15 protein-coding genes are annotated in these 14,117 nt (G+C 64.0%); 6 read left to right on the top strand and 9 right to left on the bottom strand.

Annotation, left to right across the window (positions count from 1 at the left end):
* The first annotated feature begins 30 nt into the window (after positions 1–30).
* Entirely contained in the window at positions 31–1,866 is a 1,836-nt protein-coding gene (locus tag AC0L39_RS03450) for an ABCB family ABC transporter ATP-binding protein/permease (RefSeq protein ID WP_473260771.1), read from the top strand.
* A 26-nt stretch (positions 1,867–1,892) separates the two neighbouring features.
* Here AC0L39_RS03450 and AC0L39_RS03445 read toward each other — a convergent pair whose 3' ends face one another.
* From AC0L39_RS03445 to AC0L39_RS03425, 5 genes are all read right to left on the bottom strand, one after another.
* The gene (locus tag AC0L39_RS03445; protein ID WP_473260769.1) at positions 1,893–4,763 is read right to left on the bottom strand and encodes a M16 family metallopeptidase; all 2,871 of its coding nucleotides are present in this window, start codon (positions 4,761–4,763) and stop codon (positions 1,893–1,895) included.
* 101 nt (positions 4,764–4,864) lie between these two features.
* Positions 4,865–5,257 carry an ACT domain-containing protein gene (locus tag AC0L39_RS03440; protein WP_473260768.1) on the bottom strand — a complete coding sequence of 131 codons (393 nt, stop codon included), beginning with the start codon at positions 5,255–5,257 and terminating at the stop codon, positions 4,865–4,867.
* Positions 5,257–6,558, bottom strand: a complete 1,302-nt coding sequence (gene hslU, locus AC0L39_RS03435) for an ATP-dependent protease ATPase subunit HslU (RefSeq protein ID WP_473260766.1) — start codon at positions 6,556–6,558, stop codon at positions 5,257–5,259. The genes AC0L39_RS03440 and hslU overlap by 1 nt, the downstream gene beginning before the upstream one ends.
* 30 nt (positions 6,559–6,588) lie before the next feature.
* Positions 6,589–7,149 carry an ATP-dependent protease subunit HslV gene (gene hslV, locus AC0L39_RS03430; protein ID WP_473260765.1) on the bottom strand — a complete coding sequence of 187 codons (561 nt, stop codon included), beginning with the start codon at positions 7,147–7,149 and terminating at the stop codon, positions 6,589–6,591.
* 47 nt (positions 7,150–7,196) lie between these two features.
* Positions 7,197–7,691, bottom strand: coding sequence for an outer membrane protein assembly factor BamE (locus tag AC0L39_RS03425; protein ID WP_473260764.1), 495 nt, complete (start codon positions 7,689–7,691; stop codon positions 7,197–7,199).
* 274 nt (positions 7,692–7,965) lie between these two features.
* Here AC0L39_RS03425 and AC0L39_RS03420 point away from each other — a divergent pair, with 274 nt between their 5' ends.
* Together AC0L39_RS03420 and AC0L39_RS03415 are read left to right on the top strand one after the other, a co-directional pair.
* Positions 7,966–8,493: a ubiquinol-cytochrome C chaperone family protein gene (locus tag AC0L39_RS03420; RefSeq protein WP_473260762.1), complete on the top strand. Its 528-nt coding sequence runs from the start codon at positions 7,966–7,968 to the stop codon at positions 8,491–8,493.
* Complete coding sequence (locus tag AC0L39_RS03415) at positions 8,493–9,011, top strand: YceD family protein (RefSeq protein WP_473262476.1); 519 nt, start codon at positions 8,493–8,495, stop codon at positions 9,009–9,011. Before AC0L39_RS03420 ends, AC0L39_RS03415 begins: the two co-directional genes overlap by 1 nt.
* Before the next feature lie 23 nt (positions 9,012–9,034).
* On the opposite strand, the gene AC0L39_RS03410 is transcribed toward AC0L39_RS03415, so the two are convergent.
* The 4 genes from AC0L39_RS03410 to AC0L39_RS03395 form a co-directional block, all read right to left on the bottom strand.
* Positions 9,035–10,123, bottom strand: a complete 1,089-nt coding sequence (locus tag AC0L39_RS03410) for an energy transducer TonB (RefSeq protein ID WP_473260760.1) — start codon at positions 10,121–10,123, stop codon at positions 9,035–9,037.
* 59 nt (positions 10,124–10,182) lie between these two features.
* Entirely contained in the window at positions 10,183–10,728 is a 546-nt protein-coding gene (ssb, locus tag AC0L39_RS03405; protein WP_473260759.1) for a single-stranded DNA-binding protein, read from the bottom strand.
* Between the two features lie 132 nt (positions 10,729–10,860).
* Positions 10,861–11,547: a COQ9 family protein gene (locus tag AC0L39_RS03400; protein WP_473260757.1), complete on the bottom strand. Its 687-nt coding sequence runs from the start codon at positions 11,545–11,547 to the stop codon at positions 10,861–10,863.
* A gap of 1 nt (position 11,548) precedes the next feature.
* Positions 11,549–12,217, bottom strand: a complete 669-nt coding sequence (locus AC0L39_RS03395; protein ID WP_473260755.1) for an ankyrin repeat domain-containing protein — start codon at positions 12,215–12,217, stop codon at positions 11,549–11,551.
* A gap of 109 nt (positions 12,218–12,326) precedes the next feature.
* Between AC0L39_RS03395 and AC0L39_RS03390 the strand changes: the two genes are divergently transcribed.
* From AC0L39_RS03390 to AC0L39_RS03380, 3 genes are read left to right on the top strand one after another with little or no spacing between them, the layout of a single operon-like run.
* On the top strand, positions 12,327–12,914 hold the full coding sequence (locus tag AC0L39_RS03390; protein ID WP_473260753.1) for an SCO family protein: 588 nt from the start codon (positions 12,327–12,329) through the stop codon (positions 12,912–12,914).
* Complete coding sequence (locus AC0L39_RS03385; protein WP_473260751.1) at positions 12,902–13,378, top strand: YcgN family cysteine cluster protein; 477 nt, start codon at positions 12,902–12,904, stop codon at positions 13,376–13,378. The genes AC0L39_RS03390 and AC0L39_RS03385 overlap by 13 nt, the downstream gene beginning before the upstream one ends.
* Complete coding sequence (locus tag AC0L39_RS03380; RefSeq protein ID WP_473260750.1) at positions 13,375–14,097, top strand: M48 family metallopeptidase; 723 nt, start codon at positions 13,375–13,377, stop codon at positions 14,095–14,097. Before AC0L39_RS03385 ends, AC0L39_RS03380 begins: the two co-directional genes overlap by 4 nt.
* Positions 14,098–14,117 lie beyond the last annotated feature (20 nt).

Raw genomic sequence — 14,117 nt, 5'->3', positions numbered from 1 at the left:
TCCGGCTGAGCGCGCCCACATGAACGCGCAATGCCGCCCGATACAGCAACCTCCGACAGGCCAACGAGCCCGCCCGACGCCGAAGGCTGGGCGACGCTCAAGCGGTTCCTTCCGTATCTCTGGCCCAAGGGCAATTGGCCGCTGCGCCGCCGGATCATTGCGGCGATGGTGTTCGTGCTTGCGGCCAAGGGCGTCACGCTCGCTTTGCCGTTCGCCTACAAGGGAGCCGCCGATGCGATGGCGGGTCCGGTGGGAGACGGCGCCACGGTGGCGCTCGCGCTGGTCGCGGCTTACGGACTGGGCCGGTTCACATCGGTGCTGTTCGACAATCTGCGCAATGTCGCGTTTGAGCGGGTCGGACAGGTCGCCACGCTCAGCCTTGCGCAGGATGTTTTCCAACGCCTCCACCGGCTGAGCCTGCGATTTCACCTCACCCGCCGCACGGGCGAGGTTACCAAGATCATCGAACGCGGAACCAAGAGCATCGATTCCATGCTCTATTTCCTGCTGTTCAACATCGCTCCAACCGCCATCGAGCTGATCGCCGTCGGCATCATCTTCTACCTCAATTTCGGCTGGGAGCTGGTGGCCGCGACGGCCTTCACGGTGGTCGTCTATATCGCCATCACCCGCTGGATCACCGAATGGCGGACAAAGCTGCGGCGCGAAATGAACGATCTCGACGGACAGGCGCTGCACCGCGCGGTCGATTCGCTGCTGAATTTCGAGACGGTGAAGTATTTCGGCGCGGAAAAGCGCGAGGAAGAACGCTATTCGGGCGCGGCCAGGGCCTATGCCGAAGCGGCGATCAAATCGGAAAACTCGCTCGGCCTGCTCAATGTCACGCAGTCGCTCATCACCAATTCGCTGATGGCGGGCGCGATGGCGTACACCGTGTGGGGCTGGAGCAAAGGCGATCTGACCGTGGGCGATCTGGTGTTCGTGAACACCTACCTGATGCAGCTGTTCCGTCCGCTCGACCTGCTCGGGTGGGTGTACCGCACGATCCGCCAGGGCCTTGTCGATATGGGCGAGATGTTCCGCCTAATGGACACCGATGTCGAGGTGAAAGACGCCCCCGGCGCTCCCGCACTCGCGGTGGAAGAACCGCACGTCACCTTCGACAACGTCACTTTCCGGTATGAAGACGGGCGCACGATCCTGAACGACCTCAGCTTCGAAGTGCCCGCCGGGTCATCGCTTGCAATTGTCGGGCCATCGGGCGCGGGCAAGAGCACGATCGGGCGGCTGCTGTTCCGGTTCTACGATCCGCAAGGCGGGCGCGTGCTGATCGACGGGCAGGACATCGCGCAGATCCGCCAGGACAGCGTGCGCGCCGCCATCGGGATCGTCCCGCAGGACAGCGTGCTGTTCAACGATACGCTTGCCTACAACATCGCCTATGGAGCCGAAGGTGCGAGCGACGAAGTGGTCGCACAGGCCGCCAGCGATGCAGCTCTGATGCCGCTGATCCGGCGTCTGCCCGACGGGTTCGAGACAATGGTGGGTGAACGCGGGCTCAAACTGTCAGGCGGCGAGAAGCAGCGCGTCGCGATCGCCCGCACACTGGTCAAGAACCCGCCGATCCTGCTGCTGGACGAGGCGACTAGCGCGCTCGACACGCGCACCGAACAGGAAATTCTCGGCACGCTGAAGCGCCTCGAGCAGGGCCGCACCACCATCGCTATCGCGCACCGGCTTTCGACGGTGGCCGATGCCGATCGGATCATCGTGCTCGATGGCGGTAAACTGGCCGAGAGCGGCGCGCATGAGGAACTGCTCGCGAAAGGCGGGCTCTACACCGACATGTGGGCGCAGCAGGCGGCCGAGCGCAGCAAGGATACCGAACCCGAAGCAGCGGAATAACCCGCCGCTCTCGCCCACCGGTCCGATCAGTCCGCGCCGCCTGCTTCCGCAGTTTCGGGAGGCCGCCGCAAATCAGCCGAAGCAAGGTCGAGCTCGCTCGCCGGGATCACCTCGACATTGCCGCGCACATCCTGGAGCCCTTCGAGGAATTGCGATGCGTCGCCGACGATCACGATGGTCGCCTTGGCCGGATCGACATAGGCTTGCGCCGCCTCGCTTGCCGCCTCGGGGGCGACCGCATCCAGCCGCTCGGCGAACCGCGCAGCTTCCGCCGGTTCCAATCCCTGTTGCAGCAGCGTTGCGACGATGCCGTTGAACCCGCCGCTCGTCTCCAGCGCGCGGGCATAGCTGCCCGACATGTAGAGACGGCGTTTGGCGAGCAGGTCTTCGGTGAGCGGCTCGCTGCCAAGGCGGGTGAACTCGTCGAGGAATATCTGCACGACCTCGTCGGCGGTTTCGTTCTTCGTCTGCGCGCTTGCGGTCAGGATGGAATCGTCCGCGCGGTCGGCAAAGCCCGAATACGCGCCGTAGCTGAGCGACCGCTTGGTGCGTATCTCCTCGAACAGCCGCCCGCTCGATCCGCCGCCAAGCACGCTGTTGGCCAGCTCCAGCGGGTAGAAGTCGGCGTCCTTTCGCGATGGCGCGCGCACCGCTGCGATCACCGATGCCTGTCCGGCATCGGGCATATCCACCACGATGGTGCGAACCGGTTCGCTGTCGCCAGCGGCTTCCTCGGGAACGTCTCCGGCAGGTGTCGCAACGCTCCAGTCGCCGAACATGTCTTCCGTGAGCGCAATGGCCGCATCAGGCGCGATCCCTCCGCTGACGACGATCTGCATCGCATCCGGATGGAAATAGGCCTGCCGGTGGGCGAGCAGGTCTTCGCGCGTGATCGCGGCCAGCGTTTCGGGCGTGCCGCCGGGCTGGGTGCCGTAGGGCGCATCGCCGTACATGGCGACCCGCGCAATGAAGCGCGACAGGCTGCCCGGTTCCTTCATCGCAACCTGAAGCCCGTTGGCGGCGCGGTCCCGTTCGCGGGCAAATTCGTCTTGCGGATAGGTCGCGCCGCGCACGATGGTCGCGGCAAGTTCGCCTGCCTCGTCCAGATTGGCAACCGGGGCGGTCAGGCTGAAGCTGGTGCCATCGCTGCCAGCGCCGCCGCCAAACGATGCGCCAAGGCGTTCGAACCGCGCGGCAATGGCCTGCGCATCCATGCCTGCTGCACCCTTGTCAGCGAGCGATGCCGCAAGCTGCGCGATGCCGGCCTTGGCGCGCGGATCGGTCTTGCTGCCGCCGGGCACAAGCATGGAGATCGTCGCGATCGGCACGTCGCCGGTCTGGACCGCTACAACACGGATGCCGTTCGACAGGGTGCCCTCCACCAGCTCCGGCGCGGCCACTTCAGGTGTCGCACCCGGTCCCGGAGGCGCCATGCGCTCGCCCTCGGCCCTGACCTCGCGGATCACGCCGGTGGCAGGCGGAAGTGTGCGGAATTCCGGCATCGGCACGGGGTTGGCGTATTTCGCCGGATCGTCTTCGCCTTGCGTGTAGGTAATGCTCACGCGCTTTTGCGGATCGAGATATCTGGCCGCGACGCGCATCACGTCCTCGGCTGTGACCTCGGTAATCTCGGCAAGGCGGCGGTCGGCGAAATCCGGGTCGCCGGAGGATACGAGCGCTTCGCCAAGTTCGAACGCCCGGCCCCGCGCGGTTTCACGGCGGCGCAGCGTGCTGGCGACGATTTCGCTCTTGGCTTCGGCCAGTTCAGCGGCCGTCACCGGCTCGGTGCGGATGCGGGCGAGCTCGGCATCGAGCGTTGCAGCGGCGGGCGCCATCTTGTCCTCGCCCGCAACCACTGCGTAGGCTGCAATCTGCCCGGCCTCCCGGAACATCAGCACGCTGGCCGCGACCTGCACCGCCTGCCCGCTGCGAACGAGCGCGTTGTCGAAGCGGCTGTTATCGCCGCGCGACAAGATCGCTTCCATCACCTCGAGCGCGGCTGCATCGGGATCGGTGGTGGACGGAGCCTTCCACACCGCGCCCACAACCGGCAGCGGCACATTGGGAGCCGTCGCGTTGACGGTGCGCGGTCCTGCGGTTTCCGGTTCGCGGATTGCTATCGCCAGATCGACGGGGTTAGAGCGCGGCGGGATGTCGGCGAAATATTCGCTGACGAGCTCTCGCAGACGCGCCATTTCGAAATTGCCCGCCACGATCAGCGTGGCCGTATCGGGACCATAATAGGCTTCGTAAAAAGCGCGCGCATCATCCAGCGTCGCGCTGTCGAGGTCTTCGATCGAGCCGATGCCGGGGCGGCGATGGGGCATCACGTCATAGGCGTTTTCGGCAATGACGAAACGCTGCAGGCGGCCATAGGGCGGCGCAAGCACGCGCTGGCGCAATTCCTCCTTTACGACGCCGCGCTCGGTCTCGAAGACCTCGTCATCGACCACGACCTTCGCCATGCGCTCGCGGTGGGTCCACAGCATCGTCTCGAGGTAGGCAGCGGGGACCTGCTCGTAATAATTCGTGCGGTCGATCCAGTTGGAGGCGTTGCGCGTGCCGCCGATATCCGCCGTCAGCCCGTAGATCATGTTGTAGGGCATGTTCTCGGTCTTGCGGCTCAGGATGTGTTCGAACAGATGCGCAAATCCGCTGCGGCCTTCGGGGTCGAGCTTCGATCCGATGTCGTACCATAGCGAGGTCGTGACCGTGCTCGTGGTGGCATCGGGTATGGCGATGACGCGCAGGCCGTTGTCCAGCGTCCACATCGTGTATTCGATTTCCGGGGCGGACAGCTGCGCGGCACCATCCGAAGAGTCGTGGCCGTCCGCCAATGCAGGCGCGGCTGCGACAAAGGCGGCGGCAGCGCCGACCAGCATGGATTTCCTGATCATGGTATTCAGTCCCCGAATTTGACTTCTGCTGGCTCCACTAAAGCCGCCGCGCGAGCCATGCTCAAGGACTTTCGAAAGCCCGCCCGCCAAAACGCCGAATATTATCGACGCGCGTCTTGCGATAGCTGCTTCAGGATCGCCAGTGCCTGATCTCGCCGTGCCCACGGCACGAAAACGTGGTCGTGATGGACGGCGGCAATAACGTTGCAAGCAATCCCATTTTCAGCGAGCGCGCTGGCCACAGCGGCGGTCAGCCCCACCCCTTCGAGGTCCGAACGAACCTGCAGGGTAATTCGCGCGAAGGACGGGCGATCTTCTTTCTCCTCGCCCGCAGGAAGGATGGCGGTCAGTCCTTCGGCCTCGCGGATAATCGCGAAAGCCGCCGGATCAAGCTGCCTGTTCCAGTCGCCCTGGAATTGCCAGCCGTGCTCGTCACGCATGACCGGCTCCATTCCCGCCAGCATGTCCCGAAGATCGCTGACGGGCCGAGGCATTACAGGATATACTTGGACAGGTCGGTGTTGCCTGCGAGGTCGTCGAGCCGCATGCCGACATAGTCCGCGTCGATCGTGATCGTCTCCCCGGTGTGCTCCTCGGCCTCGAAACTGATGTCCTCGATCAGCTTTTCCATTACCGTCTGCAAACGCCGCGCGCCGATATTCTCGACATTCTCGTTCACGGTGGCAGCAATTTTGGCGACCTCCTGCACGGCATCATCGGTGAAGATCAGCTCGACCTTCTCCGTGCCGATCAGGGCGCGGTATTGCTCGACCAGGTTGGCACGTGTTTCCGACAGGATGCGCACGAAATCCTCTTCGGTAAGCGCGCGCAGCTCCACTCGGATCGGCAGGCGGCCCTGCAATTCGGGCAGCATGTCGGATGGCTTGGCAAGGTGAAACGCGCCGCTCGCAATGAACAGCACATGGTCGGTTTTCATCGGGCCGTATTTGGTCGCGACCGTCGTGCCTTCGATCAGCGGAAGCAGGTCGCGCTGCACGCCTTCGCGGCTGACAGAGCCGCCGCGAACATCGCTGACAGCGATCTTGTCGATTTCGTCGAGGAACACGATGCCGTTGGTCTCGGCATTGGTGAGCGCAACGCGCGCGACATCGTCCTGGTCCATGCGCTTTTCGGCTTCTTCATCGACCAGCTTGTCCCACGCATCGGGCACGCGCAGCTTGCGGCGTTTGGTCGGGGCCTTGCCCATCGCTTTTCCAAGCATGTCGGACAGGTCGATCATGCCCATATTGCCGCCCGCGCCGCCCATGTCGAACGGCATTGCCGGAGCTTCGGCCACCTCGATCTCGACCTCGGTATCGTTCATCGAATTGTCGGTGATGCGCTGGCGAAAGCTTTCGCGGGTGGCCTCGCTCGCATTCTGGCCGACCAGCGCATCGAGCAGCCGCTCCATCGCGGCCTCGCTCGCGGCTTCGCGCACGGCATCGCGGCGGCGGTCCTTTTCCAGCCGGATCGCTTCCTCGACAAGGTCGCGGGCGATCTGTTCGACATCGCGCCCGACATAGCCAACCTCGGTGAACTTGGTCGCCTCGATCTTGACGAAGGGAGCCTCGGCAAGCTTGGCGAGGCGGCGGCTGATCTCGGTCTTGCCGCAGCCGGTCGGGCCGATCATCAGGATGTTCTTGGGCGTGACTTCTTCGCGAAGATCCGCGCCGAGACGCTGGCGGCGCCAGCGATTGCGCAGTGCCACGGCAACCGCGCGCTTGGCATCCTTCTGCCCGATAATGTGTTCATCGAGGGCGGCGACAATCGCCTTGGGTGTGAGGTTGTCGGTCATAAATTCCTGATTTTCCGGAGAGCCGCAGACTTAAACGGTTTCGAGCGTCACATTGCCATTGGTGAAGACGCAGATATCGGCGGCGACGCCCATTGCCTTGCGCGCGATCTGTTCCGCATCCTCTTCATATTCGGCGATCGCGCGGGCCGCGGCGAGCGCGTAATTGCCGCCCGATCCGATCGCGGCGATCCCGCCTTCGGGTTCGAGCACGTCGCCATTGCCGGTAAGGACCAGCAGGCTTTCCTCGTCTGCCACGATCATCAGCGCTTCGAGATTTCGGAGGTATTTGTCGGTGCGCCAGTCCTTGGCGAGTTCTACCGCGGCGCGCATCAGCTGCCCGGAATATTGCTCCAGCTTGGCCTCGAGCCGCTCGAACAGGGTGAAAGCATCGGCGGTCGCCCCGGCAAACCCGGCGACGACCTTGTCGCCTTCGCCGATCCGCCGGACCTTGCGCGCATTGGGCTTCATCACGGTGTTGCCCATCGAGACCTGGCCGTCGCCGGCAATCACGGTCTTGCCGCCGCGCTTTACGCCGACGATTGTCGTACCGTGCCACTGGGTGAGGCCGTGGCTCGCCTGATCATTGTTCATGCGGCGAGATATGGGCGCTTGAAAATCAGGGTCAAGCGGAGGAGGCTTTAGCCGCCCGGCCCGCCTGCGCCGCCGCCAAGGCCGCCAACCTGTCCGATATTGCCGAACAGGTCTTCGAGAAAGCCGCGCTCACGGCCCAGTGTCGGCGTCTTGTCGCCATCGGGCTGGAGGTAGACGACCTCATCGATACCGCTGCGATCGACGGAGGCGACGTTGCCAGCACCGTCGAACTTCACCGCGAGGACCGAATGATTGCGTATGCGCGGGCGCACGAACGGCTTTCGGCCCGTCACGCTGGAAATGTAGTACCAGGTCGGCTCGCCATACTGGCTGGTGAAAGTCGGACGGCCCAACGTGCCTTCGACCGAGCGCTGATTGTCGATGCCCGGCTGGATGGCCTGGGTGAGCGTCGTATCGACCACATATCCGCGCGATTCGCGGATCGAGGAACATGCGCCGAGCGCCAGAACCGCGCCTGCGAGCAAAGCGGCCTTGGCAGCGCGGCTTCCTGCGAAATCAAATACTCGATTGCGATGACCCATGGTGTCAGTCAGTTCCCGTTAGCTCTGTCATTGCCGCGCTGACGCGGCTTCCTATATCTGTTGCAACCGGCTTTAAGACGAAGCCAGCGGCCTTGCAATGTCACTGGTGCGGTGAATTGGGGTGAACCGGTTGAATTGTGCCTGAATGCGCCGGCGCGCGCGTATTTCATGCGGTTTCAAGGAACGGGCACGGGCAGTGCGGGTTGGCCAGAGTAGAACAGGCGCGAAAAGCAGCCATGCTTGGCGCGCCAGATCAGAAAGAACGAATTTCCTCATGTCCTTCCTCTCCCGCATGCTCGGCACCGCCCCTGACCCGCGCGAAGGCGTACGCCCGCTGTGGCACCGCGTTGTCGAACTGGCACGCGAGCCATCCTTTTACAACGATTGCCAGGTGGCCGATACGGTCGCGGGCCGCTTCGACCTCATCACCGCGATCCTGTGCACCGTCATGGTCCGCGTCGAGGCCTCCGACATGCGCGCCGAAAGCGCGCTGCTGGCCGAGCTGTTCGTCGAAGACATGGACGGCCAGCTGCGCGAGTTTGGCGTCAACGATGTCGTCGTGGGCAAGCATGTCGGAAAGCTGATGAGCGCGCTCGGCGGCAGGCTTGGCGCCTATCGCAGCGCGCTCGCCGATGCGGATCACCAGAAACTGGTCGCCGCAGTAGGCCGCAACGTGACCTTCGTGGACGGCGCCGACGAGGCAGCCGGATCGGCCTGCGTCGCCGGGAAATTGCTCGCCATGTCCGAGCGGCTCGGCAAGTACAGCGACGAGGAGATGCTGAAAGCGAGCGGTATCTGGTGATGTCTGCGGAGCTGTCCCACTTCATCAAGGCGCGGCCCCTGCCCGCCGCTCCGGTCGTGATCGAAGCCGATGACAGCGAGCGCGCCGCGCTGGCTCAGCGTTTCGATCTGGCCTCGGTCGAGCATCTGCGCGCCGAAATCGAGCTGGAGGAGGCGGGCAAGGCGGTCCGCGCAGCCGGGCAGGTCGAGGCGCAAATCGTGCAAACCTGCGCGGTGTCTGCCGAGGACTTCCCCGTGACGATCTGCGAACCGCTCGACCTGCGCTTCGTCCCTGCAGGCGACCTGCAACACGAAGAGGGCGAGGAAATCGAGCTCGAAGCCGGCGATTGCGACGAAATCGAATATGAAGGCGACATGTTCGACCTTGGCGAAGCGGTAGCGCAGACGCTGGGCCTCGCGATCGACCCCTACGCCGAAGGCCCGAACGCCGATGCCGCGCGAAAGGCAGCCGGGATCGTCGAGGAAGGCCAGCAGACCGGCCCGCTGGCCGACGCGCTGGCGGCGCTGAAGAAGGGGTGAGCGGGCGTAGTTGGCCCTGCCCCCTACTCTGAGCCGTCCTTGTCAGCGGATGCTCCGTAGTCGTTCATCCGGAAGATCACCCGTTCGATGCAATTGCTCAGACCGGTATCCATTTCTTTGTACCGTGCCCGGCTGACAACCCGGCGCGCAGCTTCACCAAAATCCATGGTTGGCTGACTTGCGAGCACTTCGATCGATCCGATCTCTCCCCAAGGGGCGACATCATAGCGCAAAATTGCCCAGCCATTGATCGATCGGCGGCGATAGGCTTCGGGGAAGGTAAGATTGGGCTTTCGCTCCCACCGGTCATCGATATCGCAGACGTCGGGGTCACCAAACTCGCTTTGCTCAGGCGGCTCAGGTGCTTCGACGATGGCGGCATTTTTCCAGAACGAGCGCGCGCAGCCGGTGCGCGGACCGGGCACGGCGAAGCGGGAATTGGCCATTGCCATGCGCCCCGCTTCATCCAGTTCCGCGCTGCCGGAGCTCGAAATCGTGGACACGTTGACGGGCACGCCGTCCGCATCCAGATCATACCCGACATACGTCCATTCCCGCGCCCCTGCGCGTGGTTCCAACTCTCGGAAATCCGGATAGGCGCGGACCAAGGGCGCAGGTGAGGGACGCGTGCGGCAATCGCCCGGGGCGAGCCTGTCCCACCCGTTCTTCGGCAAACGCATCCGCGGCAACATATTGATGCGAGCGACCGTCTCGAGAGGAGCATCGGCAAGCTGTGTTTCGAACGGCTCATAGGTGATCGAACAGTCCGAATGGGCACGGTCCACCTCGAAGCGCGATGCCGCCAGTGACGGCAGGATATCGCGTTCGTGAGCCCTGAGCCGGCGCCCGAAATCCGACTTTATCGAATATGGCCGGCCCGTGTCGTCGACGGAGAATTCGACCGTGACGTTCATGGAGGTGCGATTGCTATGGAGCAGGAGCGGGATCGGCTCGATAAACCGCTCCGAGCTGATGCGCGTTCCGCCAGCGCATGTCGCCGGACCAGCCGTGAACCCTACGACGAGGCCGCGATCGGCGATTGTCCCAGCAGGTGCCAGCCGAATTGGCGGAGGCGTCGGACTGGCAGCGATCAGACTGGCGAGAAGTAGCATCTTGGTAGCTCCACCAAGGGGCGCGCCATCAGGAACTGACTGGCGCTAAACGCGGTCGATCAAAACGGGATGTCGTCGTCGAGGTCGTCATAGCCGCCGCCCGAGCCGCCGCCTTGTGCGCCGCCGCCCGATCCAGCACTGCCGCCCGAGCCTCCACCAGCTCCTCCGCCGCCCTGGTTCCAGCCGCCGCTCCCGCCACCCTGGTTGCCTCCGCCCGAACCGCCGCCGTAGCCGCCGCCACCGCCGCCGCCTTGTGCGCCGTCGAGCATGGTCAGCGTGCCGTCGAAACCGCGCAGGACGACTTCGGTGGAATAGCGGTCCTGACCGTTCTGGTCCTGCCATTTGCGCGTCTGGAGCTTGCCTTCGATGAAGACCTTGGAGCCTTTTTTCAGGAACCGCTCAACCACGTTCACGAGCCCTTCGGAGAAGATCGCGACGGTGTGCCACTCGGTGCGTTCCTGCCGTTCGCCCGTGTTGCGGTCCTTCCACGTCTCGCTGGTGGCGATGCGCAGATTGGCGACCTTGCCGCCATTCTGGAAACTGCGGATTTCGGGGTCGGCCCCGAGATTACCGATCAGCATGACCTTGTTGAGCGAACCCGCCATCGAAACATCCCTTCTGATTCAAATATTCGCGCAGAATCCCAATGCCGGTTTCGCGATTCCCATGCTGTCATAGGGAAGCGGGCGCGCACTGATAAGGTGCGCGTCACGTTTTCCACGTCCGTTCCGAAAGGATTACCGGCTGGGGTAGCGAAGCCGCCCGAGAAACCGCGTCAGGCTAGGCAGCTCGACATTGCGGCTGGTCAATTTCGCCTTTGCCTTTTCGAACTTCATCACCCCGTCGATGCGGCGGTCGAGGAACTCGTAGGTCTTCGCCTTGCCCTCGCTATCGTCGTTCACGAACACGGCGAGCGTCGCGCTGTATATCCCGGCGAGGATCGTGCGTTTGGTGTAGTGGTTGTAATCGGTCGCGGTGTCCCCGGCGAGCCGCCACATCAGATCGGCAGAACGCCAGCCAAGCTGCAGCGAGCGCGGCGCGTTTTGCGGCATCGCCATGATCGACATGGCGCGGCGCACGGCCTCATCGACGTCTGCGACCGCTTCCAGCCGGAAAGCGACGAGCGTGCGAATGCGCTCGCGGATCTTCAGCTCGGCCAGTTTGTCCTGCGGCCACGCGGCTTCCATCTGCAGGTCGACGCTGGTGACCCACGCCTCGATCATGTCCATCGCTCGCCCGCCAAACGGCTTGTCCGGAAACGCCAGTTTGGCGATGTCCGGATCGGCCCCGGCCATGTCGGCAGCGGCGAGCAGCGCGGTTTCGTTCCAGCCATCGAAAATGGCCGAAGCGGCAATCTCGGGAGCCAGCGCGATGCGCAGCTCGTCCAGGGTCATGTCGGCGAAGTCGGGAGCGTTCTCGTTCATATCAGAAAGAAGGCCCGTACTGCTTTGTGGTTCCCTCTGCGCCGCGCTCTTCGTCGGCTTTTTCCAGTTCCATCTTGAGCACGGTGTTCTGGCTCATCAGGTCGATATAGTCGCGTGCGGAGCAGCCGGAATTGTCATTGCGGTCCGGATCGGCGCCCTCGGCCAGCAAGCGGCGCACCAATTGCGTGTTGCGCTGGTGTACCGCCGAAATAAGCGGGGTTTCGCCCTGGCTGTCGGCGACGCCGATCTGCGCGCCGCCCTTGATCAATTCTTCCACGCCATCGACAAAACCGAGCCGGGTCGCAATCTGGATCGGAGCCACACCCTTGTTGTCGCGGATGTTCGGATTGGCGCCGCGCTGGATCAGGAACCGGATCCACAGCGCGTCACGGCGTTTCGTAACGATGTGCAGGCCGGTTTCGCCGCTCGTGATGTCGCGGGTGTTGACCAGCGTCTCGCCCGCCCCCGGCTCATTCAGCATAGACGTCACCACATCGCCGTCACGGTCATCGACCGCTTTCAGGAATTCGTAGCCCGGCGAATAGAGCTGCGCCGACACGGGCGAAATCGCCATCATCGCAGCCAGACTTGCCAAAACCGCACTGGCAATCGCCCCGGTGCGTCCTAATTTGCGCAAAACATAAGCCAACGCGCTTTGATCCTTGTCCATTACCTGTCACACATTTGTGGTGAGTGCCCCGTTTGGACCCCCCTCTTGAAAGTTTGCCAGTTAGCAGAGCATGAACCGACACGCCAAGCCTTCTCGAACCCTTAGTCTGGTGACCGCCTTCGCACTGGCGGTAACTCTTGGGCTGTCCGCGTGCAGCGGCGCGGGCGAAGACACCGTGCCTGAACGGCCTCCGCTCGAAGGGGCGAGTATCGGCGGCGAGTTCGAGCTTGTCGATATGGACGGTGAGGCCGTGCGCTGGGCGGATTTCGACGGGCAGTACCGGATCGTCTATTTCGGCTATGCCTATTGCCCCGATGTCTGCCCCATAGATGTCGGGCAGATGACGCGCGGGCTGAAGCGGCTCGCCGAAACCGCTCCGGAAAAGGTCGCGAAGATCCAGCCGATCTTCATCACCATCGACCCCGAGCGCGATACGCCGGACGTGGTGGGAGAATTCACGAACGCTTTCTCCGATGACCTTATCGGGCTCACCGGCGCGCCTGAACAGGTCAAGGCCGCCGCAGACACCTTCCGCGTCTATTATGAACGCGGCGAGGATCTGGGCAAAGGCCAGTACCTGATGAACCATTCGAACATCACCTACCTGTTCGGCCCATCGGGCGAACCGCTCGCGACGTTGCCGACCGACAAGGGCCCCGGCGCGGTCGCTGCCGAACTCGACAAATGGGTGAAATGAGAGACGAGTTCTGGAAGCTTCCCCTCGCCGAGCTTTCGCGGGCGGAGTGGGAAGCTTTGTGCGATGGCTGCGGGCGGTGCTGCCTGCACAAGATCGAGGACTCCGATACCGGCGACATCGCCGACACCAATGTCGCGTGCAAGCTGCTCGATACCGGCACCGCCAAGTGCTCCGATTACCGCAACCGCAAGGCGTTCGTGCCCGATTGCCTGCGCCTGACGCTTGCTATTGTCGAGGACGTGCCGTGGCTGCCCTCGACCTGCGCATACCGCCTCCGCGCAGCCGACCGTCCGCTTCGCAGCTGGCACTATCTCATCAGCGGCGACCGCGAGGCGGTGCAGCGCGCAGGTGTTTCGGTCGCAGGCCGCGTGGTGAGCGAAACCGATGCCGGCCCGCTCGAACACCATATCGTCGATTGGAGCGAGGCGCGCGCGCAGCCGGCCGAGCAGGGCGAGGCAGAGTGATCGACTGGCTCACCCGCGCCGAGTTTCCGCCGGAGATCGAGCTCGATGGCGAAACGCTGCCGATTACCCTGCGGCGCCATCCGACGGCCAAGCGGCTGACCCTGCGACTTGCCCCCGATGGCAGCGAAGTGCGGATCACCTTGCCGCGATGGGCCCGTTCTGCCGAAGCGATTGCCTTCGCTCATGCCCGGGCCGACTGGCTTGCGCAGCAGCGCGCCAAGGTGCCGAAGCGGATTGAGCTGGCCCCCGGCGCAGAGCTCCTGATCGAGGGCGAGGCGGTCACGCTGATATGGGATGAAAGCGCGCCGCGCCGCCCGGCACTGACAGCCGGCGAAATGCGCGTCGGCGGGCCGGTCGGCGGGATCGAGGGGCGCATCAGGCGCTGGCTCGAACGCCGTGCGCTTGCCTTGTTCGAAGGGGATGCGACATTCTATTGCGAGCGCGCCGCTCTGGCCCCCGTCCCGGTCGCGCTCTCACGGGCGCAAAGGCGCTGGGGCAGCTGTAGCGACCAGCGCCGCATCCGGATCAACTGGCGTCTGGTGCAGGCCCCGGCTTTCGTCCGCCGCTCGGTCGTCGCGCATGAAGTCGCGCATCTGGTCCATTTCGATCACAGCCCCGCTTTCCACGCCATGCTCACGGAAATCTATGACGGCGATATCCGCCGCGCCGACCGCTGGCTCAAGGCGAATGGCCGCACTCTCTATGCCAGCTTTGGCTGACATCTGGCGCTAGGCCCGAT

It is taken from the genome of Erythrobacter sp. K21-9 (assembly GCF_055808355.1).
The sequence above is the reverse complement of the archived record's forward strand: the minus strand, read 5'-3'. Positions and strand labels throughout refer to the sequence as shown.

Bases quoted from the DNA above. Each gene is read 5' to 3' on its own strand.
- AC0L39_RS03440 (WP_473260768.1), bottom strand. From the start codon at position 5,257: ATGCCTCGGCCCGTCAGCGATCTTCGGGACATGCTGGCGGGAATGGAG.
- hslV (WP_473260765.1), bottom strand. From the start codon at position 7,149: ATGAACAATGATCAGGCGAGCCACGGCCTCACCCAGTGGCACGGTACG.
- AC0L39_RS03425 (WP_473260764.1), bottom strand. From the start codon at position 7,691: ATGGGTCATCGCAATCGAGTATTTGATTTCGCAGGAAGCCGCGCTGCC.
- hslU (WP_473260766.1), bottom strand. From the start codon at position 6,558: ATGACCGACAACCTCACACCCAAGGCGATTGTCGCCGCCCTCGATGAA.
- AC0L39_RS03445 (WP_473260769.1), bottom strand. From the start codon at position 4,763: ATGATCAGGAAATCCATGCTGGTCGGCGCTGCCGCCGCCTTTGTCGCA.
- AC0L39_RS03415 (WP_473262476.1), top strand. From the start codon at position 8,493: ATGTCTGCGGAGCTGTCCCACTTCATCAAGGCGCGGCCCCTGCCCGCC.
- AC0L39_RS03395 (WP_473260755.1), bottom strand. From the start codon at position 12,217: ATGGACAAGGATCAAAGCGCGTTGGCTTATGTTTTGCGCAAATTAGGA.
- AC0L39_RS03450 (WP_473260771.1), top strand. From the start codon at position 31: ATGCCGCCCGATACAGCAACCTCCGACAGGCCAACGAGCCCGCCCGAC.
- AC0L39_RS03400 (WP_473260757.1), bottom strand. From the start codon at position 11,547: ATGAACGAGAACGCTCCCGACTTCGCCGACATGACCCTGGACGAGCTG.
- AC0L39_RS03420 (WP_473260762.1), top strand. From the start codon at position 7,966: ATGTCCTTCCTCTCCCGCATGCTCGGCACCGCCCCTGACCCGCGCGAA.
- AC0L39_RS03410 (WP_473260760.1), bottom strand. From the start codon at position 10,123: ATGCTACTTCTCGCCAGTCTGATCGCTGCCAGTCCGACGCCTCCGCCA.
- ssb (WP_473260759.1), bottom strand. From the start codon at position 10,728: ATGGCGGGTTCGCTCAACAAGGTCATGCTGATCGGTAATCTCGGGGCC.
- AC0L39_RS03385 (WP_473260751.1), top strand. From the start codon at position 12,902: ATGGGTGAAATGAGAGACGAGTTCTGGAAGCTTCCCCTCGCCGAGCTT.